The following is a 21,560-nucleotide window of genomic DNA, read 5'->3' on the forward strand; positions in this document are numbered from 1 at the left end:
GGTACAACACGAATGTGGCGACCCATGATGCCATCAGGATCGCCGTGGATCTACGTGGTCTCACTGATTCCCTCCCGGCGCAATGCCGCGGCGACTCGCACCCGCAACTCGCGACCGACCTCGAACTGCTTGCCTGGCAACGTTCGGGCAACCATTCGAATATTCATCTGGTCCACTGTCAGGTCTTCGACGCCCATCACGGTGGGCTCGTCGAGCAGCAGCGGCTTCAATCTGCGGTCCTCGTACGCCTTTGTACCGACCTCGTGCAGGATCTCGTTGATCCTGGTGATGTCGACGCTGGCCGCAACCGGAACGTCGATCGCGGCGCGCGCCCAATCCTTCGAGAGATTGGTCACTTTGACGATCTGGCCGTTGGGCACGGTGATCACCTCACCGTCGGCATTGCGCAGTGTGGTGATCCGCAACGTGACGTCCTCGACCGTACCCTCGGCGTGCTCCGCGGATCCAGTGACAGCGATGCGAACCACATCACCAAATCCGTACTGCCGCTCGGTAATCAGGAAAAATCCGGCAAGAATGTCTTGCACGATCCGCTGTGCGCCGAAGCCGAGTGCGGCGCCGAGTACGGCCGCGGGTGCGACCAGACCGGTGACCGCGAAACCCATCCGCCGCAGCACTTCCATGCCGACCAGGACATAGACGACGGTCAGCACCACCCAGGTGACCACCTGGGCCAGCGCATGGCGATGTTTGGCAGCCTCGGACCGGACGAGCGCGTCGCTGCTGCGGAATCCGGCGTCGATCTTGCGGGTGATCCGATCCCGGATAAAGGTGGCGAAACGGCTGAACAGCACCACGCCGAGGAGCAGCAGGACGATCTCTAGACCGGAGGACCGCAGCCAGGTGGTGAAGTCGGTGGACGTGGAGAAAGCCTGGGGTACGTCCAACTAGCTCGCCTGCTCTCGCATTCGCCAACGAATTCCGGATTCGATGAAACCATCGATATCGCCGTCGAGCACGGCAGTCGGATTGTTGACTTCATAGTTGGTGCGCAGATCCTTGACCATCTGGTACGGATGCAGCACGTAGGAGCGCATCTGGTTACCCCAGGACGCGCCCTCGTTGGTTTTGAGCGCATCCATCTCGGCGCGCTCCTCCTGCCGCTTGCGTTCCAGCAGTTTGGCCTGCAGCACCCGCATGGCCGAAATCTTGTTCTGCAGCTGGGATTTCTCGTTCTGACAGGTCACGACGATGCCGGTCGGGATATGGGTGAGGCGCACCGCGGAGTCGGTGGTGTTGACGCTCTGGCCGCCGGGACCCGAGGACCGGTAGACGTCCACGCGGACCTCGCCCTCGGGAATTTCGATGTGGTCGGTGGTCTCGACCACCGGTAGCACCTCGACCTCGGCGAAGGAGGTCTGGCGGCGGCCCTGATTGTCGAACGGACTGATCCGGACCAGGCGGTGCGTGCCCATTTCCACCGAGAGGGTGCCGTAGGCATACGGCGACTTCACCGCGAAGGTGGCGCTCTTGATGCCCGCCTCTTCGGCGTAGGAGGTGTCGTAGACCTCGACGGAGTACTTGTGCCGGTCCGCCCAGCGGATGTACATGCGCATCAGCATTTCGGCCCAGTCGGCGGCATCCACACCACCTGCGCCGGAGCGGATATTGACCAGCGCCTCACGCTTGTCGTACTCGCCGGAGAGCAGGGTGCGGACCTCCATGGCCTCCACATCGCTGTGCAGCGTGGCCCGCTCGCCATCGGCGTCGGCGAGCGCGGCGACCCTGGCCTCGCCCTCTTCTTCCTCGGCCAATTCATACAGAACGGACAGATCGTCTAGGCGCTGGCGCAGGTCCTCGACCCGGCGCAACTCGCTCTGCGCGTGCGACAGCTCACTGGTGACCTGCTGCGCGTGCTCCTGGTTGTTCCACAGATCGGGATCGGCGGCCTGGTGCTCGAGCTCATCGATCCGTCGACGCAGCTCTTCGACATCGAGGACCGACTCGACGGTCTTGAGCGTGGCGTCGAGTTCGGCGAGGTCAGCGGAGACGTCAGGATGCACGATGCTCAAGCCTACTGGGCGCGGCGAAGACGGTGAAACACGCGGTGGTGTGGGGGTGGCCGTCCTCAGCCGGAGACGGCACGCAGCCCGCCTGGGCGACGGCCGGCGAGGGCGTCGAGGGCGGCCGCGGTGGCTTCGTCGGCGGGGAGATAGACGATGAGCTGCTGGTCGTCATCGGCTGAGAGTTCCAGGGTTTCGTAGGTGAGGCGCAGGTTGCCTGCCTCGGGGTGGGTGAGGCGGGTGGTTCCGGTGGCGGCGGCGAGGCTGGGCACGGATTCCACGCGGCGGGTGAACTCGGCACCGGCGGCGACGGTCAGTTCGTCGGCGAGGGCGGCGATGTGCGGGTCGCTGCGGAACGGGCCTTGTTTCAGTGCGGCGACCAATTCGTCGGCGATGTGGTCCCAGTCGGGAAAGGCGGTGCGGGCGCGCGGGTCGGTGAAGGCGAACAGGGCGAGATTGGCGCGGTGTTCGTGGTCGAGCAGTCCGATCGGCGCCATCAGGCGCTCGAATCCCTCGGTCCAGGCGAGCACCTCGCGCAGTCGGTTGACGACCAGCGCGGGCGCGGGTTCCAGGCGATCGAGGATGGCGCGGACCGCGGGCCGCACCTCGCGCGGCGGTTGCGCACCGCCCATGCAGTTGAAACCCGGATCGGCGCCCTTGGTGAGACGGTGCAGGTGGATGCGTTCGCTCGGCATCAAGGCGAGGGCGTCGGCGAGCGCGGACAGCACCGGTGGCGAGGGTCGGCGGTCGCGTCCCTGCTCGAGGCGTGTGATGTATTCGACGCTCACACCCGCCAGGGTTGCCAGTTCGGCGCGACGCAGGCCGGGGGTTCGGCGGCGCGGTCCGGTGGGCAGGCCGACCTGGGCCGGTGTCACCGCCTCACGGCGGGTGCGCAGAAAAAGACCCAACTCGTTGTCGCTCACTCCTCGAAGGTACAAGCGCGGCCGGCGCCGAGGGTGTCCCTGCTACTACCACTCTTCGCGCGGTCTTCCTGGTGGCGATGCCGGGCAGCAGATTGGGACTCGAACAATTCCTGATCGAAGGAGAACACCATGTCCTTGAAGCTCGCGGTGATCATCGGCAGCGTCCGGGAGGGACGCTTCGCGCCGACCGTGGCCAACTGGTTCGTCGAGGAGGCCGCCCGGCACGGACAGTTCGAGATCGACCTGATCGATCTGGCGGAGGCCGATCTGCCATTGGCGCTGCCCGCGGTTTCCCCAGCGATGGACCCCAACCCGGAACGCCCGGCCGGGATGACCGACCTCAGCAACCGGCTCGGTGAAGCGGATGCGTTCGTCATCCTCACTCCGGATTACAACCGCAGCTACCCGGCCGCGCTGAAGGCCGCCATCGACTGGCACTTCACCCAATGGGACAGCAAGGCAATCGGTTTCGTCGGCTACAGCGGCGCGAGCGGCGGCCTGCTCGCCATCGAACACCTGCGCCAGGTCTTCAACGAACTCAATGCCCACACCGTCCGCAACTACGTCAGCTTCCCTCGCTACTACTTGCTCTTCGACGCCGAAGGCAAACTCCTCGACCCGACCGAACCCGCCGCAGCCGCGCAGTCCATGCTCGACCAACTCCACTGGTGGGCAAGCGCCCTCGCCGCCGCCCGCTCCGTCCCCGCCGCCGCATAGCGGGCACCTCGTGGCTGCCTCGCACAAGGTACGTCCTATGCGAGGTGGGCACTGCTTATGCGACAGCAGGGATGCGTCTGGCGGGGCAGGGGAAGGGCGATAGGGTTCGGGGGTGGCTGACTACTCCTCCGATCTCGAACTTGCGCTGCGATTGGCCGATGAGGCCGATGGGATTACCCGGGCGCGGTTCGGAGCGTTGGATTTGCGGGTCGACGCGAAGCCGGATCTGACGCCGGTGTCGGATGCGGATCTGGCGGTGGAGAAAGCGATACGACAGGTGCTCGGGCAGGAGCGGCCCGGGGATTCGGTGCTCGGTGAGGAGTTCGGCGGTGACGTCGAGTTCAGCGGACGGCAGTGGGTGATCGATCCGATCGATGGCACCAAGAACTTCGTGCGCCGGGTGCCGATTTGGGCGACGCTGATCGCGCTGCTCGAGGACGGCGTTCCGGTGGTCGGCGTGGTGAGCGCGCCCGCATTGGCGCGCCGGTGGTGGGCGGCGGCCGGTTCCGGTGCCTGGGCCCGCGTCGATTCCGATGCGCCGAAACCGATTTCGGTCTCCGCGGTCGGTGAGCTCGGCTCGGCCAGCCTGGCCTTCTCCAGCCTGTCGGGCTGGCGCGAACGCGATCTGCGGGAGAAGTTCCTCGACCTCACCGACGCGGTATGGCGGGTCCGCGGCTACGGCGATTTCTTCACCTACTGCCTGCTCGCCGAGGGCGCGGTCGATATCGCCACCGAACCCGAAGTCTCCCTGTGGGACCTGGCCGCCCTCGACATCCTCGTCCGCGAAGCAGGCGGCCGCTTCACCTCCCTCGCCGGCACCCCCGGCCCCCACGGCGGCGACGCCATAGCCACCAACTCTTTACTCCACGACGCTGTCCTTACAAGGTTGCGCTGAGCCTCGAGAAACTTTCTATCGTCTCGAATCGGCCGGAGTCAGGTCGATGCCCGCGGGCGGACGTAGTCGACGCAAGGTTCCGTCCATGCTCGTGACGAACAGTGCCCACCCGTCACCGTCGCGAGCGATCCGCACGGAGGTCGCGCCGTCCGGCGGGTTGCGCATCGGGCCGGGTTTGATCAGGCCGGTGATGATCGTGCAGCCCGCGCCGGTGGCCGGGTCGATCTGGTAGACGGCGCCCTGGATATGGTCGGCGACGAAGAGCTGACCCGCGCGCGTCGCTTCCATATCGTCGAGCAGCGCAACCAGATCGGGAGCACCGGCGACGACCGTCGCATTGCCGGGATCGTCGAGCGGGACGCGGAAGACGCGCAGGGTCATATTGTCGGTGTAGATCGACTTCCCATCGGGAGCGAGCGCCAATCCGTTGGTCCAGGGCAGGTTGGACCAGGTCTTCGTGTACTCCCCCGTCGAGGGCCGATACCGCGAAATGCCGGTCGGCGGGCCATTGATGCCGATGGTGGCGAATACAAGGTCGCCGTCCGGCAATTCGAGCAGTCCGTTCGGACCGTTCAGCTCGGTGAGCAGAATCGTCACCGCACCGGTATCGATGTCATAGCGTTGCAAGGTGCCCGGCGCCTCCGCCAAACCATCGCCCGTGACGAAGTACACGGACCGCCCGACAACCCGCACACCCGCAGGGTGATCCAGACCGGTTACCAGCTTCGCGAACTTGCCCGCGGCATCGATATGAGCCAGGTACCCGTCGACGATTCCGGTGACATAGAAACCACCAGACCCGTCGGTGTCGAGATTCTCCAGATTGCCGACCCCGCTGACGATCGTCGAAACGTCCCACCCATCCGCACACGACCCGGACGGCGTCTGCGCCCCGGCAGTCGCCGCGGACATGATGCCCGCCGTAATCGCCGCGGTCAGCAGCGTTGCCCTCAGTCGCCGACTCCGCGGCCGTCCTGCCATGCGGCACAACCTAACAGCCGCGCTGGAATGTTGCCCGGGACGGACAGCCCGCCCCGGGCGACTCGACTCACGGAACGAACAACAGCGCGATCATATTGACGACCCCGGAGACGAACTGATCGACAATGCGAAGAACCATGGCATCTCCTTTACTCGTACAGCGGGATTCAGCCTCGACGAAAGGGCGCGGCCGAGCACTGTGGACGGCACCTATGTAGATAGGCGTCGATCGTTCTTCGTTGCGGTCGGGCTCGTGGATGGCCGCAACCGGACCGCTCAGCTCAGATGTTTCGCCGCAGGCCACGTTTCGGACATGGGGGCTCGCGGATTGCGGCAGATGAACAGCGGTTTGCCCTGTTCGTCGTTGTCGATGCCGAGACCGTTGTCGATGTGACCGGCGGTTTCGACTTCGGCGAAGTACCCGGTCAGATTGTCACGATCGACGCCGACGAACGATCACGGCGGAGGCTGTGTCGCTGGGCGGGCCCCACCACCAGTAGGAGTTATGGCCGCTGCCGCTGTGTGGGGTGGGTAATCCGTACTCGCCGCCGAAGCGTTCGATCGCGCCCGCCTCCCCGTAGTTGTCGGTAAGGATGGCGACGTCGGGTCCGAGCGTGGCGCGCACCTCGGCGATTCGGTGCACGAATCGCGGCCAGCCATTGCGCCACTGCCACAACAGATATGGCAGCCAGATCACGATCGTCAACCCGACTGCCATCGGAAAGTACTTGGTGGCGAATATCTTTCGCGGGCCGACGAGCACCAGCGCAAGTACCAGCGCCACCACCGGAAAGATCAGCAGTGCCTTGTTCTGCAACCCGACCCCGACGACCAGCCCGACGCCGAGCCAGCACCGCGACCCCCACCCACCGACACCCACGCGCCCATGTGGCCGCACACAAGCACCTGCACCCTCGCGCTCATCCGGGGGCGAATGCGGTGAGTAGTGCGGCGAAAAGCACAGCGACGACGGATAGCGGTCGTCCGACGACTTTGGGCACTTGTCCAGCCTGACACGGTTCGGCGGCGTATGCTGCACCTCGACGCACTTCTTACTCTGGAGTAAGATAGCCTTACTCAGGAGTAAGATAGCTGGGACAAGACCTCACCCCACCCACCCGAGAAAAACAGGTGATGATGAGCACTCGAGACAGCGCAACGAAGCGACGTCCAGACACGTCCGCGGTCGGCCTGAACCACCCCAAACGGGACTGGATGGGCGCGGCAATGCGGGTGATGACGACCATTACGGGGTCGGAGCTCGCCGAGAAGTACAACCTGCGCAAGCCGATCGAGCGGGTCACCTACGAAGGCACCAAGACCGGTTTCCGCACCCTCGGTGCCGCCACTCGCGCCTTCGGCAAGGTCGCCGGTGGTGGTGCGCCGAAACGCTTGGCGGACAACGAGTCCAAGAGCAAGGACTTCTTCGACCTGACCCCGAGCGACGAGCAGCAGATGATCGTCGAGACGGTGAAGGAATTCGCCGCCGAGATCCTGCGCCCGGCCGCCTACGAGGCCGATAACGCCGCCAAGGCCCCGCGCGACCTACTCGAGCGCGCCGCCGAACTCGGCATCACCCTGATCAATGTGCCCGAGGAGCTGGAAGGCGCGGCCGCCGAGCGCGGCGCGGTCACCAACTCGCTGGTCGCCGAGGCGCTCGCACACGGTGATATGGGTCTGGCCCTGCCGATTCTCGCGCCGAGCGGTGTCGCGGTCGCCCTGTCCCAGTGGGGTACCGACGCGCAGCAGCAGACCTACCTGCCCGCCTTCACCGGCGAGAATGTGCCGCAGGCCTCGGTCGTGATCAACGAGCCGCGCGCGCTGTTCGACCCGTTCGCCCTGCAGACCAAGGCCACCCGCTCCCCCAGCGGCTACCGCCTCAACGGGGTGAAGAGCCTGGTCCCGGCCGCCGGTGATGCCGAACTATTCATCGTGGCCGCCGAGCTCGACGGCCGCCCCGCCCTGTTCATCGTGCCGTCGGACAGCCAGGGTCTGGTCGTGGAGGCCGATCCGAGCATGGGTCTGCGTGCCGCCGGTCTCGGTCGCCTGCTGCTCAACGACGTCGCGGTCGGCACCGACGCCATCCTCGGCGACGGCGATGCCAAGACCCGCGCCGAGGAGTACGCCGACGCGGTGCGGCTGGCCCGCCTCGGCTGGGCCTCGCTGGCCATCGGTACCGGACAGGCCGTGCTCGATTACGTGATTCCGTATGTGAACGAGCGCGAGGCATTCGGCGAACCGATCTCGCACCGCCAGGCGGTCGCGTTCATGGTCGCGAATATGGCAATCGAACTGGATGGCCTGCGCCTGGTGACCCTGCGGGGTGCGTCACGCGCGGAGCAGGGGCTTTCCTATGCCCGCGAGGCGGCACTGGCCCGCAAGCTCGCCACCGACAAGGGCATGCAGATCGGTCTCGACGGCGTGCAGCTGCTCGGCGGCCACGGCTTCACCAAGGAACACCCGGTCGAGCGCTGGTACCGCGATCTGCGGGCCATCGGCGTCGCCGAAGGTGTCGTGCTCGTCTGACCGGCCGGTTCCTTACTTCCAGGAGACATCACCATGATCAATCTCGAACTCCCCAAGAAGCTGCGGGCCAGCGCCAACCAGGCCCATCAGGTCGCCCAGGAAATCTTCCGGCCGATCTCGCGCAAGTACGACCTCGGTGAACACGACTACCCCGTCGAGCTGGACACTATGGCCGCCATGGTCGAGGGCCTCGCCGACTCCGGCACCCAGAAGATCGGCGGCGCGGCCGGTGGCCGTTCCGACGGGGACGAGCACGCCACCGAGCTGCTCGGAAACACCAACGGCGGCAATATGTCCGCGCTGCTGAACGCGCTGGAGACCTCGTGGGGCGATGTCGGCCTGATGCTGTCGATTCCCTACCAGGGGCTGGGCAATGCGGCCATCGCGGCCGTCGCCACCGATGAACAGCTGAAGCGGTTCGGCAAGGTGTGGGCCTCGATGGCCATCACCGAACCGTCCTTCGGCTCCGATTCGGCCGCTGTCACCACCACCGCCGTACTCGACGGCGACGAGTGGGTGCTCAACGGCGAGAAGATCTTCGTGACCGCGGGTCAGCGCTCCACCCACATCGTGGTGTGGGCTTCGGTGGATCGCAGCCTGGGCCGAGCGGCGATCAAGTCGTTCGTCGTGCCGCGCGACGCTCCCGGTCTTTCGGTGGCCCGGCTCGAGCACAAGCTCGGCATCAAGGCCTCCGATACCGCGGTACTGCTGTTGCAGGACTGCCGGATTCCGAAGGACAACATTCTCGGCAGCCCGGAAGTCAACGTGGAGAAGGGTTTTGCCGGGGTCATGCAGACCTTCGACAACACCCGTCCCCTCGTGGCCGCAATGGCGGTCGGTGTCGCGCGGGCGGCGCTGGAGGAGTTGCGCGCCATCCTGAAGGATGCGGGCATCGAGCCGTCCTACGACATCCCGGCCAATAACCAGACTGCGGCCGCCGCCGAATTCCTGCGGATGGAGGCCGATTACGAGGCCGCCTACCTGCTGTCGCTGCGCGCGGCGTGGATGGCGGACAACAAGAAGCCGAACTCCTTGGAAGCCTCGATGTCCAAGGCCAAGGCTGGCCGCACAGGCACCGACGTCACCCTCAAGGCCGTCGAACTCGCGGGCACCATCGGGTACTCCCAGCGCACGCTGCTCGAAAAGTGGAGCCGTGACTCGAAGATCCTCGATATCTTCGAAGGCACCCAGCAGATCCAGCAGCTCATCGTGGCGCGCCGCATCCTCGGCAAGACCAGCGCCGAGCTGAAGTGATGCCGAACTAGCAAGTGCTACAAGGGAAACCGGTGCGAGTGACACGCACCGGTTTTTCTATTCAGAGCGGGTTCGAGGCACCCGCCGTAACCGGTGAAGTAGCGCACGGTATCTTGGCGAGCTGATATTCAGCGGACGAATTCCATCGAGCAGTACCAAGAACCCCAACAGGAGACTGGTTATGCAAAGGCTGGGTTTGATACATCGCTTCACCGCCGCAATCGCGGCAACCACCGCATTCGTCGCCGTCTTCGCGGGTCATGCCGCGGCCGAGCCGGCGACGATCGACTGGAATACGGCCACGCAGCAATTGCGGAAGGCCGCCATCGGCAATCCCGCCGCCGAACAGGCAGTGGACCGGCTGCTGGCATCCGGGCAGGTCGCCACCCAGGTGGCAGTGCCCGCACAGCCGTTCCAGATCCCGGCGCAATCCGATATCGGACGCGGTGACGGGCCGGGTGTCTACGGGTCCGGCGTCGCCCTCGGTTACGACGGGTTGCGATTCGGATTCTTCGGCGGACCGGGCACGATTGCACCGGATCAGGCCGGGGCCAAGCTGCAGATCCTCTGGATCAATCTGTCCAACGGCCGCAGCGGCACCGAGGTGCTCTCCGAGCACAACGACGCCACGGTCGACACCACGATCCGCACCCGTCCGGTCGACACCGGTGGCGGCCTCATCGTCGGCGCGGTCTACGGCACCCTGTTGCACCGCTGGCCCGTCCCGGTCAGCGACGCCAACCCGGACGGTTTCCAGTACAAACTCGCAACCATCTCGGTCCCGTCCTTCGGATCGATCTACAACTGACCATCCGGCACGCGAGCCCGGCACGGATTTCCGTGCCGGGCTTCTGCATCACATCAGCTAACCATTGCCAGCAATTGCGTAACTCCGTAAATTTGCGCTCGTGAGCGTGGAGGACCGACTAGCGAAGCTCGAACGCCGACTCGCGGCCATGGACCTCATCAAGGATGGCAGCGGGCAAGCGAGTGGATCCGCCCCGCAGGGCGGATGGGCGCTGCGGCGGCTTCATGAGGAGTTCGCGAATGCGGACCAGCGCAATGGCGGGGTGATGTTCGCCGGTTCGGGCTCACTACCCAGCACGGAAGAGTTCGACTGGCAAGTCCAGTTCAGCACCGATGACATCGTCGGCTACGACTGGGACGATGCCGCCGAATGCCTCGCCGCCCTTGGTAGTCCGGTCCGCCTGCGCATTCTTCGGGAGATACTTCGGGGCAGCAGAACCGCCGCCGAACTCACAGACCTCGGTGAGGTGGGCACCTCCGGCGAGATCTACCACCACCTCCGTCAACTAGCAGCGACCGGCTGGCTCCACACCGTGGGCCACGGCCACTTCGAAGTCCCCCCGAATCGGGTCGTCGCGCTACTCGTCGCGCTGGCTACCGCACGCAGATGATCGAGACCCGGTGGGAACTGGTGGCGGGAGCCTCTCACGTTTCGCCGCCTCGGTTTCTACCCAGCCCGCCCGGCTTCGGGTGTGATGTGGGTCATAGCGCTGCTACGGTTGGTGAGACAGAACGGTGGTTCAGATCGCTTGGGCGAGTGCCGACGCGAGTTGCTGTAGAGGTGGTCGACGATGAAGTTGGCGCATGCGCTGGAGGTTGTGAAGGCATTCGAGGTGCTGCGGGCGCGCGGGGTCAGCGATCCGAAGAAGCCGCTGGAAACCTTGCGGACGGTGAAGGAATCGAAGGTCTACGGGCCGCAGGCGACCTTGATCCGGCATTCGGCCCGCATCGTGCCCAATGCCCCAGGGCTGGTTGACGAGCGCGGCGAACTGATCTACCGGCAACTCGACGAGCAGTCGACCGCGATCGCTCGCGGGCTGCGACAGGCGAATCTGACCGAGGGGTCCGTGGTCGGTGTGCTCGCCCGCGACCATCGCGGTCTCATCCTTGCCATGGCCGCAGCGGGCAAGCTCGGCGTGCGGGTCGCGCTGATGAATACCGGCTTCGCCAAACCGCAGTTCGCCGAGGTCTGCGCCCGCGAGAAGGTCAAGGCCGTCCTGCACGACAGCGAGTTCCTCGGCCTGCTCGACGCGCTGCCGCCGAATCTGCCGCGCTACCTCACCTGGGTCGACGAGGGCACCGAATTGCCCGAGGGCGCACAGACTTTAGACGATCTCATCGCCGCCAACTCGACCGCGGACCTGCCCGCACCGTCCAAGCCGGGTGGGTTCGTCATCCTCACCAGCGGCACCACCGGCCTGCCGAAGGGGGCACCGCGCAGCAAGGTGACCCCGCTGGCCACCGCGCAGATGGTGGACCGAATCCCGTTCCCGGTCAGGGGAACTCAGGTCATCGTGTCGCCGATCTTCCACAGCACCGGCCTCGGCACCTACCTGGTGGCCTCCGCGATGAGCAATAAAGTGGTGGTGCGCCGCCGTTTCGACGCCGAGGCCACATTGAAGATGGTGGCCGACCACAAGGCCGAAATGCTGGTCGCGGTGCCGACCATGCTGCACCGGATGACCGAACTGGCTCCGGAGATCCGCGCCAAATACGACACCACCTCGCTGAAATGCATTCTGCTCGCGGGTTCGGCGCTGTCGCCGGAGTTGTGCGCCAAGGCCACGCAGATCTTCGGTCCCGTCCTGTACAACCTGTACGGCTCGACCGAATGCGCCGTCGCCACCGTCGCGAACCCGGACGATCTGGCCATCGCACCCGGCACCGTCGGCCGGGCGCCGATCACCTGCGAGGTCCGGCTCTACGACGACAACGACAAGCAGGTCAATGCGATCAATACCACCGCGCGCATCTTCATCCGCAGCGGTGCGCCGTTCGAGGGCTACACCGACGGCAGGCATAAGCAGATCATCGACGGCTATATGTCCAGCGGCGATGTCGGCCACTTCGACGAGCACGGCCTGCTGATGGTGGACGGCCGCGATGACGACATGATCGTCTCCGGCGGCGAGAACGTCTTCCCGCAGGAAGTCGAGAACCTGCTGCTGGAGCGGCCGGATGTGTTCGATGCGGCCGTCGTCGGCGTCGACGACGTGGAATTCGGCAAGCGCCTGCGCGCCTTCGTGGTCCCCGAGGCCGGTCGCTCCCCCGACGGCGAGGAGATCAAGGCCTACGTCAAGGAGAATCTGGCCCGCTACAAGGTGCCGCGCGAGGTGATCTTCCTCGACGATCTGCCCCGCAACCCCACCGGCAAGCTGCTGCGCCGAGTGCTCGTGGAGTACGAAGTCAACGCTTAGACCTGGGCCGTAGGGATAACTGAGATACGTGACACAGCGAGTCACAGATGCTTGCTATTGTTAGCGGCAGCACTGGATCTCGAAGTTGCGGTCCACACCACCCCCGGTCCTGGTGGGTGGACCGCGGAAGGCGTTGACGAATGTCCCTATCCCTGCCTGCGCTGAACGACTCCGTCCGGAAAGCGGGCGATCTCGCCCAGGGCGTGAATGTCATGGTCAAGCGGCGCTTGTTCAATCCGCTCCGACCCGATCACGCGGCACGGTCCGCGTTCAATGTGCTCAAATTCGGCCCATTCGCCGGTGTCGTCATGCACGCGGCGCAGACCAGACCGGATGCGGCGGCCATCGTCGACGAGCGCGGCGAGGTGAGCTTCGGCGAACTCAACGAGAAGTCCAGCGCCCTGGCTCGCGGGCTGGAAGCACAGGGAATCAAGCCTGGTGACGTCGTCGCGCTGCTGGCGCGCGACCATCGCGGCATGGTGCTGAGCCTGCTCGCGACCGGCAAACTCGGCGTGCGCACGGTGCTGATGAATACCGGCTTCGCGAAACCGCAGTTCGCCGATGTGGCCGCGCGCGAGAACGTCAAGGCCGTACTGCACGACAGCGAATTTTTCGACCTGATGAGCGCGATCCCGGCCGAGATCCCCCGGGTGCTTACCTGGGTGGACGAGAAGGACAATGTCGATCCATCGGTCCCGACCATCGAATCGCTGGTCAAGGCCCGCTCCACCGCGCCGCTGCCCGCGCCCGCCAAGCCCGGCGGCATGGTCATCCTGACCAGCGGCACCACCGGCACACCGAAGGGTGCGCCGCGCGACCGGGTCAGCCCGTTCGCCTCGGCCCAGTTCGTCGACCGGGTGCCGCTGCCCAATAACGGGACCATGATCATGGCCGCGCCGATCTTCCACGGCACCGGACTTTCCCAGTTCACCCTGGGCCTTGCCCTCGGCAACCGGGTGATCTTCCAGCAGCGCCGGTTCGATCCGGAGAAGACGCTCGCGAATATCCAGCAGTACCAAGCGGATTCGCTGGTCGTAGTGCCGACCATGCTGCAGCGCATCCTCGATCTCGGCGACGAGGTGCTGGCCAAGTACGACCCGCGCACCATCAAGGTGATCTTCGCGGCGGGTTCGGCCATCGCACCCGATGTAGTCACCCGCACCCTCGACTACTTCGGCGACAGCCTCTACAACCTGTACGGCTCCACGGAATGCGCGGTCATGACTGTCGCGACCCCGGAGGATCTGCGCAAGGCCCCGACCACCGCGGGCAAGGCGCCGGTCGGCATCCGGATCGTGCTGCTGGACGAGAACCGCAAGCCGATCACCGAGCCGAATGTCACCGGCACCATCTTCGTGGACAACGGTTTCGCCTTCACCGGCTACACCGACGGCCGCACCAAGGAGATCGTGGACGGCATGATGTCCAGCGGTGACGTCGGGCATTTCGATGCCGACGGCCTGCTCTACATCGACGGCCGCGACGACGACATGATCGTCTCCGGCGGCGAGAACGTCTTCCCGCTCGAGGTGGAGAACCTGATCGCAGGCCGCGACGATATCTTCGAGGCCGCGGTGGTCGGCGTGGACGATCGCGAATTCGGAAAGCGGTTGCGCGCCTTCGTCGTTCCCGGTCCGGAGTCCAAGCGCGATGCGCAGGAGATCAAGGACTACGTGAAGGCGAATCTGGCGCGGTACAAGGTGCCGCGCGAAGTGATCTTCCTCGATGAGCTTCCGCGCAATGCGACCGGTAAGTTGCTGCGCAAGCCGTTGATCGAGATGGAAATCGACGCGGACTGATTCAAGGCCGAGCCGCACACCTGCGAATTCACCAGGTGTGCGGCTTTTGCTTTTCTTCCAGCTGGAAACTCGATACATCCCGGCTGCCACTCGGGTGGGAATCGGCGGGTAATTCGTCGGTTATCATCAGCGCGTGAGTATCGAGTTCGGCCCGGCCGCTGCGGGGCATCGCAGCGCCGTCGCGCGGATGCGCGGCGCATGTGCCGGTTCGATCTCCGGTGCCATATCCGTTGCGGCACACGGTTGGGCCTCCGATGGGATACCGCCGAGCAGTACCACGCTCGCGCTCCTCGCCGCCGCTTCCGCGGTTGTCGGTGCACTGGTCGCCGGGCTCGCACCGCTGCGCGATACCTCGATCGGGCTGATCTCGGTGCTCGTCGCAGGTCAGCTGCTCGGGCACGTCACCATGGGCTGGAATTCGGGGCATATGCATCACGTCGATGCACAGCTCACGCCCGGTATGGTGGCCGCGCACGTCGTCGCGGCCGTGCTCGCGGCGGTGGTGATCCGAGGTGCGGAGGCCGCGTATCGGATCGGTTGCGCGATGCTCTCGCGGGGGCTGCCGATGCGGTATCACCCGCCCGCGATCCCCGGGCCGGTGTCGCTGCGCCTGACGCATCGCGATCGCGTTGTGCTGCGCATATTCGCCGTGGAATCGCTGCGCACGCGCGGTCCGCCGTTGGCGTTCGGTCACTGATATTCCTTACCCGGTGCACGGGCCCCTGCTTGTGCGTCGTCGTTACCGCGCAACACCTTTGCGAGGGCGAGATTTCACACGACCATATGAAATCTATCCTTGGATTGCTGGTTCGCCGGTCAGCATTGCTGCCGATTCCGGACTCGCCCAGTTGTCGTGCGGAACTCTGTTCACCCGGCCAATGCCGGGATCCGCTGTCCGTCATGAATTTCGGCGTTTGCCGCTTTGCCGTGCGTCCAACGGATTCCGACGACCATTCGCCGATTACGAACGGCCGACGATCTTCCGGGTTCTTCCGAACTCCAGAAACGAATAGCCATGAGCATTACGGACACCAGTCCGCCGGATGCCGAATCGTCGGCTCCGGCAAAGGAAATACGGTCGCGCAACGGCCTCTATCCACTCGCGATGCGGTTGCATTTCTATGCGGGCATCTTCGTCGCACCGTTCATCCTGATCGCCGCGGTCACCGGAGCGCTCTACGCCATCTCCCCGACCCTGGAATCGATTACCTCGCACGACCTGTTGAAGGTCGAGGCGAACGGCGAGATGCGGCCGCTGTCCGAACAGGTCACCGCGGCCGTCGCCACCCAGCCGAATCTGAAGCTGGTCGCGGTGGCGCCGGCCCCCGAGGCCGACGACACCACTCGCGTGCTGTTCGACGACCCGTCGCTCGGCGAGTCCGAACGGCGTGCGGTGTTCGTGAATCCGTATACCGCACAGCCGGTCGGCAGCGATGTGGTCTACGGCAGTTCGGGTGCGCTTCCGATGCGCACTTGGATCGATAGGCTGCACCGGGATCTGCACCTGGGCGAACCGGGACGCATCTACAGCGAACTCGCCGCCTCCTGGCTGTGGGTCGTGGCGCTGGCCGGTCTGGTGCTGTGGATCCGTCGGGTACGCGGACGCCGCAACCGCAACTCCGCCGCCTGGCTGCTGGCACCGGACGGTTCCCAGAAGGGTCGCGGCAGTTCGATGAATTGGCATGGGGCCGTTGGCGTTTGGATCATGCCGGTGATCCTGCTGCTGTCGGCGACCGGGATGACCTGGTCGACCTATGCGGGTGAGAACATCACCGAACTGCGCGAGCAGCTCAGCTGGACCACGCCTGCCGTGAGCACCGCACTGCCGGGTGCGGCCACGCAGGAACATGCCGGAGGCGAGCACCACGGCGGCGGCCATACGCCCGCGCCGGTCGATGTACCGACCCGGATCGCGCAGCTCGATGGGGTTTATGCGGCGGCCCGCGCCAATGGCATCACCCAGGGTTCCGAGATCGCCATTCCGGCCGAGCCCGGCGGCGCATTCGCGGTGAAGGAACGGCGCATGCCCGGCACCTATACCGTCGATGCGGTCGCCGTCGACGGCGCGACCGGCACGGTCACCGACGAACTCGCCTACGCCGACTGGCCGATCATGGCCAAGCTCACCAACTGGGGCATCCAATTCCACATGGGCCTGATGTTCGGGCTGCTCAACCAGTTGCTGCTGCTCGCGGTGATGATCGGGCTGATCGTCGTGCTGGTGCTCGGCTACCTGATGTGGTGGAAGCGGCGGCCGACCCGCGGTGCTTCGCGGTTCGCCATCGGACGCCCCCCACGTCGCGGTGCATTGCGCCAGACCTCGCCGTGGCTCGCGGTGCCCATCGTGGCGGCCGCACTGGTTGTCGGCTGGTTCGTGCCGCTGGTCGGGCTGAGCCTGGTGGCCTTCCTAGCCGTCGACATCATCGTCGGCCTGGTCATGGGCAAGCGCGCCACCGCCTAGTGCCGCGGGATGTTCCCGCACACCGATTCACGTGCCGCGCACATCATCACGCCGCGATGTCATGCGCGGCGCGGACGAAGCGCGCGGGACGCACCAATTGAAACTGCCGGGGCGTGAGGGGCTCCGGCAGTTACCAATTCGACCTACCGAACGTCAGAGGTACGGCCGTTGTATCGCCATGCCTCGAACAGACAGGATTCACCAATCTCATGAAGATCAATAAGTTCGCCCTGGCCGCCGCGTTCATGACCACCGCTGTGGGGATTGCCGCCGGTGCGAGCTCCGCCGAACCGATCGAGGCCGCCGACCCGATCAACTTCACCGCCCAGGCCACCGACACCCAGTCGATCATCACCACCGACTCCGGTTCGCTGATCGTCGAGGACGGCGCGCTGAAGATCAAGGCCGCCAACGGAACAACCGTCGCTGGCACGCCGCTCACCTTCCGGGTCGACGAATTCGAATTCCCGGTCGCGGCCGAAATCGCCGGTAACACAGCAACTCTCACGCCGCAGCTCGATATCGTGCGCGCGACCTACAAGCCGGTCGCACTGCCGTACGAGGACAAGGCGCCCTGGAAGACCGAATACGATCGCGAACAGGCCGCCTGGTCACGCATGACCAGCACCATCGGCATGGGCGCCACCATCGGCACCCTGGTCGGCGGTATCGGCGGCGGCGCAATCGGCTGTGTACTCGGTGGTATCGCCGGTGCAACCGTCGCCTCGGCCACCATCGTCGGCCTATTCGGTCCGTTCATCCCCGCCGCCGCCATCGGCTGCCTAGGCGGCATCGTCGCGGTCGGTGCACTCGGTGTGCTCGCCGGCCAGATCCTGGTGACCGCACCGGTCGCGATCGGTGCCTCGATCCAGTACCTCACCACGGTGAATTCGCCTTTCCAGGGGAAGTAGGCAACGCTCGCCCGATCAGCGCGGACTGTCGGCTCCATTGCGGTTTCGACAGTCCGCACCAGGCGGTCCGTCCCCCGCGCGGCAGCCTGGGGGGCGGACCCCACCGGCTGCCACGGACGGATGAAACAGCCCTGATCGCGTGACCGAATAATGGCCTCACCAGCTAGTCAGGTAGCGTGGTTGGTGAGGAACCGGTACGCCGTTCGGTCTGTGACGGTCAGTGCTGTGGGCCGGGATGTCGTTGCGCCCCTTGAATATTCGCGCTTGGATGGGCTGGCGAGGGGCTAGCAAGTAGCGTCGATACCCAGAAGAGCTTCAGTCCCGTTTGCTAGTGGCACCCTTGGTGTCACGTTGCCCCCGCTTCGCGTTGAGAATCTCCTCAGCCTGACGGCGGCGGGCCTGGACCTGCTTCGGCGACAACTTCACCCTGACCGGGTGCAACACATCCCGCGTAAGTGCACTCACAGCTCGCCCTCCATCACAACGGCGTATATACGCCACATACTACGCACGCTATCGAAGGCAACGTCAACAACGAAGTAGCTCCGCGCGTCAATGATAAGTACCTCGCGTTCCTCCGCGATCTCAGCGAGTTCACCGAGCCTGAGGACTGGAGTTCCCGCCGGTACGACCAGGTCGAGAATGACCGGATCCGCATGCCTCGTCGAGTGCGGCGGAATCTCCACACCACTGGTTGAGAGAAAACCATCCTCGCGAAACTCTACGTCGATAAGCGCCCGTGCCGACTCCTCGTCGACAAGTCCGTAGACTGCTGCATCAGTCTCCCGAGTGACTCGCACGGCTTCCGGCAACGGGTACTTCTGCAGGCCACACCGGATCGTTTCGATCCGACGCTCGAGTTCGACCGTCATCGGGATCTGTCCGCGCATGGCCTGATTGATCCTTTCATATCCGCCAAGCGCATACGCTTCGATTACATCGCGCTCCGTACTGCTCAGTCGATCGACGCCCTGCCCAGCGAGAACGACCTCGGCGAGAGGTACCACGGCGAACCTGCTGTCGGCATCTGTCACGCCTGCATTGTTCCGTAATGACGAGTGTCGTGGTTCAAATCCGCTGGGGCAGAGGTGGACTCGATACACGCAATGGTGCAAGCGCCCAGGGCTGGTCGAAATCTGTCTCTTCCGCTGCGTGGCCGGATTCACGCTGGGATCATTGGCACACTGTCGTTCCACCGATGCAAGGTCTGGTTCGCATTGTTTGCTCGAGTTACGGTGTGGGAGCCGACGCCCGACGACGATCGGCAGTGGGTCATCGATGCGGCGAAGGCCGTTCCTGGGGTGCTGAACGCCTACCACCTCATAGACCCGGAAACCGGCATGGACTGTCGGTCGCGTTCTTCGAGGACGACGTCGATCCCACCGCCGGCCACGGTCCTGCCGCGCTCCGGCGTGATCCGGCCCTCGGCAGATCGCCGTCACCCAGCTCCACGACCGAATTGCGTTGTCGCCCAAATCCTTGGGTTCCAATTGCCCTCTTAACGAGGCCATGTGCGGTCTAGATCGACGAACCGGAACGCAGCATGAGGGGCATATGTCTCGGCGGGGTTCACAGTGTTCAGTTCGCACTGCTGCACTAGCCGTTGTGGCACCAAACCACCGAAGTGTGCCAGGCTCGGCGCGATCACCGCATCGATATCGAGAGCCTGAACCACGTTCACCAGCCGCCCCTCCGGGTCGGTGGTCGCGGCACCGAACGTGACAGTCTTGGCCAAGTCATAGCCGAGTCGCTTTGCTCTGCTACGGATCTGAATCTCATCCCATTCCTGCGAGACCCCGGATATGTCCTTGCGCAGGTAGCCGATCGCGGTGGGTGTCTGCCTCATCGCGCGTTCCCGTTCGTCGAAACCAGTGACCGGCACTCGCGGCACCTCGACGCCCACAACAGCGAGTGCACCAGAATCGCCCGCGCGGCATCAACTTTCGTCTGGCGCTTAGTCAGTGCCATCGTGCCCTCCGTCATCGATGGCGGGATCGAGTAGACCGTCTAGAACATCCAGCAAAGTCCGAAGATCCGGGCCGACACGCACTGGGAGATCGTGTTCGGCCAGTGGGAACGCCAAGCCACGGGCGGCGGCGCGTTCGCGGGGACTCATCGCTGCGGGCGCGAGTTTGCCCGCCTGGACCAGACAGCGTAGCGCGGTCGCCTTGTGCGGGCACATGACAGCACGACAATCCTTGTGCTGCTGCATAATCCGCTGAGATTCGGCCACCGTAAGCAGGTAATTGGGTCGCGCATCAGTGGTGTCCGCTTGCTCCACGTCACGACCCGCCAATCCGTACAGCCTTGACCACCTTCGCATTTCATCCCCTTCGCAGCGATTGGCAGGCCAGCCCGAAGTTGGGAGTCCTCACCAACTCCGGGCGGCCGGTTACGACGCTATGGCCACCACGCGGACACCTGAACTGCGCAGAGGACGTTTGCGCGGACACTTCCAACTCACCGAAACGTCCCATGTCTGTCCCGTATGGTTCTGATATGAGCCAACGCCTCGAATCGGCGATGCTGCGAGCCGAACTCGACTCGGCAATGCTTGCCCAACGGGTCGGAGTGGACGTGAAGACAGTCAATCGGTGGCTCGCCGGACGAATACCTCACCGGCGAACAAGACTCGTGGTAGCTGAGGTACTGAACGAATCAGAGACCACGCTGTGGCCGCAGACACGACCGGACCTGACTGCAGGGGCACCCGCGACGGCCGAAGTGCTCAGCGCGTATGCCCACCGAGCCGATATCCCGAACGACTTGTGGACATCGTTGCTACTCGGAGCTACCGAACGAATCGACATCATCGGGTACGCCTATCCGTTCGTCCTCGAACTGCTACCCAACGCTGCCGACATCATTGCCGGCAAGTGCCGAAGCGGTGTTCGAGTCCGGCTGGGGTTCGCGGACCCTGATTGCGATCACGTCGCAGAGCGAGACAACCTGGAACAGATGCACGGAACACTGCCCGGTCGCATCCGCAATGCACTGAGCATGCTCGGCCAACTGACAGCCACGCCGGGTTGTCAGATCGGATTGCACACGACGCATCTGTACAACTCGGTATTCCGATTCGACGATCGAATGATTGTCACCCCATATCTTGTACGCGCCCGAGGATATCAACACCCAGCGCTCTACCTGAGACAACTTTCCCCATACGGCATATTCTCGTCGTTCGCTGATCAGGTCGAACAGATTTGGGACACTGTTGCCTATTACTCGCTAGGAGTCCCAAATGAGCAGACGGCGTGATTATTACCGAGACCCGAACGCGCCGAAGGCCAACAGTCTGGTCCCAGGCGGCTCGGCGCTGGTTGTCGATGACGATGGTGCGATTCTCATGCAGCGCCGGAGTGACTCCGGCAATTGGTCATTGCCCGGTGGCGTCATGGAGATTGGGGAAACGCTGGAGCAGTGCGTGATTCGTGAGACCAAGGAAGAGTCCGGCTTGGATATCGAGATCACGGGACTGCTCGGTATCTATACCGATCCTGAGCACATCATCGCGTATGCCGATGGCGAGGTGCGCCAAGAGTTCAACATCACGTTCTACGGCCGCGTTGTCGGCGGCCGTATCGCGATCAGTGATGAATCCACAGAGGTTCGCTTTCTCCACCCGGACGAGCTTGCGGATGTGCCGGTGCACGATACCGTCCGGCTCCGGCTACAACACCACATGGAGCAACGCGGCCAGCCATATCTGGGATAGGTCCTTAAAAATGCCCAACGGCTACCGCGAGGTTCAGCCACCTGGCTGTGCGGACGCGCCTTCAACTGGCGCTACTCGCTTCCGAGCAAGTCACCTATGAGTGCGGAACCGGCGAGCGGGATGCCTC

At 64.7% G+C, this 21,560-nt stretch carries 21 protein-coding genes; 13 read left to right on the top strand and 8 right to left on the bottom strand.

The genetic code is table 11. The features are described from left to right. Positions 1–50: 50 nt before the first annotated feature. From OIE68_RS23440 to OIE68_RS23450, 3 genes are all read right to left on the bottom strand, one after another. Positions 51–908 carry a mechanosensitive ion channel family protein gene (locus OIE68_RS23440; RefSeq protein WP_327101481.1) on the bottom strand — a complete coding sequence of 286 codons (858 nt, stop codon included), beginning with the start codon at positions 906–908 and terminating at the stop codon, positions 51–53. Beyond that, complete coding sequence (prfB, locus tag OIE68_RS23445; protein ID WP_327101482.1) at positions 909–2,024, bottom strand: peptide chain release factor 2; 1,116 nt, start codon at positions 2,022–2,024, stop codon at positions 909–911. A gap of 65 nt (positions 2,025–2,089) precedes the next feature. After that, positions 2,090–2,947, bottom strand: a complete 858-nt coding sequence (locus OIE68_RS23450) for a helix-turn-helix transcriptional regulator (RefSeq protein ID WP_327101483.1) — start codon at positions 2,945–2,947, stop codon at positions 2,090–2,092. Between the two features lie 129 nt (positions 2,948–3,076). Here OIE68_RS23450 and OIE68_RS23455 point away from each other — a divergent pair, with 129 nt between their 5' ends. Beyond that, entirely contained in the window at positions 3,077–3,664 is a 588-nt protein-coding gene (locus tag OIE68_RS23455; protein ID WP_327101484.1) for an NAD(P)H-dependent oxidoreductase, read from the top strand. Positions 3,665–3,776: 112 nt separating this feature from the next. Continuing rightward, on the top strand, positions 3,777–4,559 hold the full coding sequence (hisN, locus tag OIE68_RS23460; protein ID WP_327101485.1) for a histidinol-phosphatase: 783 nt from the start codon (positions 3,777–3,779) through the stop codon (positions 4,557–4,559). Between the two features lie 15 nt (positions 4,560–4,574). Here hisN and OIE68_RS23465 read toward each other — a convergent pair whose 3' ends face one another. Continuing rightward, complete coding sequence (locus tag OIE68_RS23465; RefSeq protein ID WP_327101486.1) at positions 4,575–5,540, bottom strand: SMP-30/gluconolactonase/LRE family protein; 966 nt, start codon at positions 5,538–5,540, stop codon at positions 4,575–4,577. A 433-nt stretch (positions 5,541–5,973) separates the two neighbouring features. Then, positions 5,974–6,420: a hypothetical protein gene (locus OIE68_RS23470; RefSeq protein WP_327101487.1), complete on the bottom strand. Its 447-nt coding sequence runs from the start codon at positions 6,418–6,420 to the stop codon at positions 5,974–5,976. A 251-nt stretch (positions 6,421–6,671) separates the two neighbouring features. On the opposite strand from OIE68_RS23470, the gene OIE68_RS23475 reads away from it, so the two are divergent. From OIE68_RS23475 to OIE68_RS23515, 9 genes are all read left to right on the top strand, one after another. Beyond that, on the top strand, positions 6,672–8,066 hold the full coding sequence (locus tag OIE68_RS23475; protein ID WP_419150739.1) for an acyl-CoA dehydrogenase family protein: 1,395 nt from the start codon (positions 6,672–6,674) through the stop codon (positions 8,064–8,066). 33 nt (positions 8,067–8,099) lie between these two features. Further along, positions 8,100–9,320, top strand: coding sequence for an acyl-CoA dehydrogenase family protein (locus tag OIE68_RS23480; protein ID WP_327101489.1), 1,221 nt, complete (start codon positions 8,100–8,102; stop codon positions 9,318–9,320). 181 nt (positions 9,321–9,501) lie between these two features. Next, positions 9,502–10,128: a hypothetical protein gene (locus OIE68_RS23485; RefSeq protein ID WP_327101490.1), complete on the top strand. Its 627-nt coding sequence runs from the start codon at positions 9,502–9,504 to the stop codon at positions 10,126–10,128. A gap of 100 nt (positions 10,129–10,228) precedes the next feature. After that, positions 10,229–10,738, top strand: coding sequence for a helix-turn-helix domain-containing protein (locus tag OIE68_RS23490; protein ID WP_327101491.1), 510 nt, complete (start codon positions 10,229–10,231; stop codon positions 10,736–10,738). Between the two features lie 180 nt (positions 10,739–10,918). Then, the gene (locus OIE68_RS23495; RefSeq protein WP_327101492.1) at positions 10,919–12,544 is read left to right on the top strand and encodes an acyl-CoA synthetase; all 1,626 of its coding nucleotides are present in this window, start codon (positions 10,919–10,921) and stop codon (positions 12,542–12,544) included. Positions 12,545–12,684: 140 nt separating this feature from the next. Then, entirely contained in the window at positions 12,685–14,343 is a 1,659-nt protein-coding gene (locus OIE68_RS23500) for an acyl-CoA synthetase (protein ID WP_327101493.1), read from the top strand. Positions 14,344–14,476: 133 nt separating this feature from the next. After that, entirely contained in the window at positions 14,477–15,040 is a 564-nt protein-coding gene (locus OIE68_RS23505) for a hypothetical protein (protein ID WP_327101494.1), read from the top strand. A 318-nt stretch (positions 15,041–15,358) separates the two neighbouring features. Further along, the gene (locus OIE68_RS23510; RefSeq protein WP_327101495.1) at positions 15,359–16,804 is read left to right on the top strand and encodes a PepSY domain-containing protein; all 1,446 of its coding nucleotides are present in this window, start codon (positions 15,359–15,361) and stop codon (positions 16,802–16,804) included. A gap of 209 nt (positions 16,805–17,013) precedes the next feature. Beyond that, positions 17,014–17,715 carry a hypothetical protein gene (locus tag OIE68_RS23515; RefSeq protein WP_327101496.1) on the top strand — a complete coding sequence of 234 codons (702 nt, stop codon included), beginning with the start codon at positions 17,014–17,016 and terminating at the stop codon, positions 17,713–17,715. Positions 17,716–18,176: 461 nt separating this feature from the next. Here OIE68_RS23515 and OIE68_RS23520 read toward each other — a convergent pair whose 3' ends face one another. From OIE68_RS23520 to OIE68_RS23530, 3 genes are all read right to left on the bottom strand, one after another. Then, positions 18,177–18,749: an ADP-ribosyltransferase gene (locus tag OIE68_RS23520; RefSeq protein WP_327101497.1), complete on the bottom strand. Its 573-nt coding sequence runs from the start codon at positions 18,747–18,749 to the stop codon at positions 18,177–18,179. A gap of 464 nt (positions 18,750–19,213) precedes the next feature. Further along, positions 19,214–19,597 carry a hypothetical protein gene (locus OIE68_RS23525; RefSeq protein WP_327101498.1) on the bottom strand — a complete coding sequence of 128 codons (384 nt, stop codon included), beginning with the start codon at positions 19,595–19,597 and terminating at the stop codon, positions 19,214–19,216. 72 nt (positions 19,598–19,669) lie between these two features. Further along, positions 19,670–20,038 (bottom strand): hypothetical protein, encoded by a 369-nt coding sequence (locus tag OIE68_RS23530; RefSeq protein WP_327101499.1) that lies wholly within the window; start codon positions 20,036–20,038, stop codon positions 19,670–19,672. Positions 20,039–20,481: 443 nt separating this feature from the next. Here OIE68_RS23530 and OIE68_RS23535 point away from each other — a divergent pair, with 443 nt between their 5' ends. Both OIE68_RS23535 and OIE68_RS23540 read left to right on the top strand, forming a co-directional pair. After that, entirely contained in the window at positions 20,482–20,976 is a 495-nt protein-coding gene (locus OIE68_RS23535) for a hypothetical protein (protein ID WP_327101500.1), read from the top strand. After that, positions 20,960–21,433, top strand: coding sequence for an NUDIX domain-containing protein (locus tag OIE68_RS23540; protein ID WP_327101501.1), 474 nt, complete (start codon positions 20,960–20,962; stop codon positions 21,431–21,433). Before OIE68_RS23535 ends, OIE68_RS23540 begins: the two co-directional genes overlap by 17 nt. The last annotated feature ends 127 nt before the right edge of the window (positions 21,434–21,560 follow it).

Origin of the sequence: Nocardia vinacea (assembly GCF_035920345.1) — a bacterium.
In the GTDB taxonomy this organism is placed as follows: Bacteria; Actinomycetota; Actinomycetes; order Mycobacteriales; family Mycobacteriaceae; genus Nocardia; species Nocardia vinacea_A.

What these genes read in the sequence shown, in the direction of transcription:
- OIE68_RS23500 (WP_327101493.1), top strand. Translation starts at nt 12,685, where the DNA reads ATGTCCCTATCCCTGCCTGCGCTGAACGACTCCGTCCGGAAAGCGGGC.
- OIE68_RS23530 (WP_327101499.1), bottom strand. Translation starts at nt 20,038, where the DNA reads ATGCGAAGGTGGTCAAGGCTGTACGGATTGGCGGGTCGTGACGTGGAG.
- OIE68_RS23515 (WP_327101496.1), top strand. Translation starts at nt 17,014, where the DNA reads ATGAAGATCAATAAGTTCGCCCTGGCCGCCGCGTTCATGACCACCGCT.
- OIE68_RS23540 (WP_327101501.1), top strand. Translation starts at nt 20,960, where the DNA reads ATGAGCAGACGGCGTGATTATTACCGAGACCCGAACGCGCCGAAGGCC.
- OIE68_RS23465 (WP_327101486.1), bottom strand. Translation starts at nt 5,540, where the DNA reads ATGGCAGGACGGCCGCGGAGTCGGCGACTGAGGGCAACGCTGCTGACC.
- OIE68_RS23495 (WP_327101492.1), top strand. Translation starts at nt 10,919, where the DNA reads ATGAAGTTGGCGCATGCGCTGGAGGTTGTGAAGGCATTCGAGGTGCTG.
- OIE68_RS23485 (WP_327101490.1), top strand. Translation starts at nt 9,502, where the DNA reads ATGCAAAGGCTGGGTTTGATACATCGCTTCACCGCCGCAATCGCGGCA.
- OIE68_RS23480 (WP_327101489.1), top strand. Translation starts at nt 8,100, where the DNA reads ATGATCAATCTCGAACTCCCCAAGAAGCTGCGGGCCAGCGCCAACCAG.
- OIE68_RS23510 (WP_327101495.1), top strand. Translation starts at nt 15,359, where the DNA reads ATGAGCATTACGGACACCAGTCCGCCGGATGCCGAATCGTCGGCTCCG.
- OIE68_RS23455 (WP_327101484.1), top strand. Translation starts at nt 3,077, where the DNA reads ATGTCCTTGAAGCTCGCGGTGATCATCGGCAGCGTCCGGGAGGGACGC.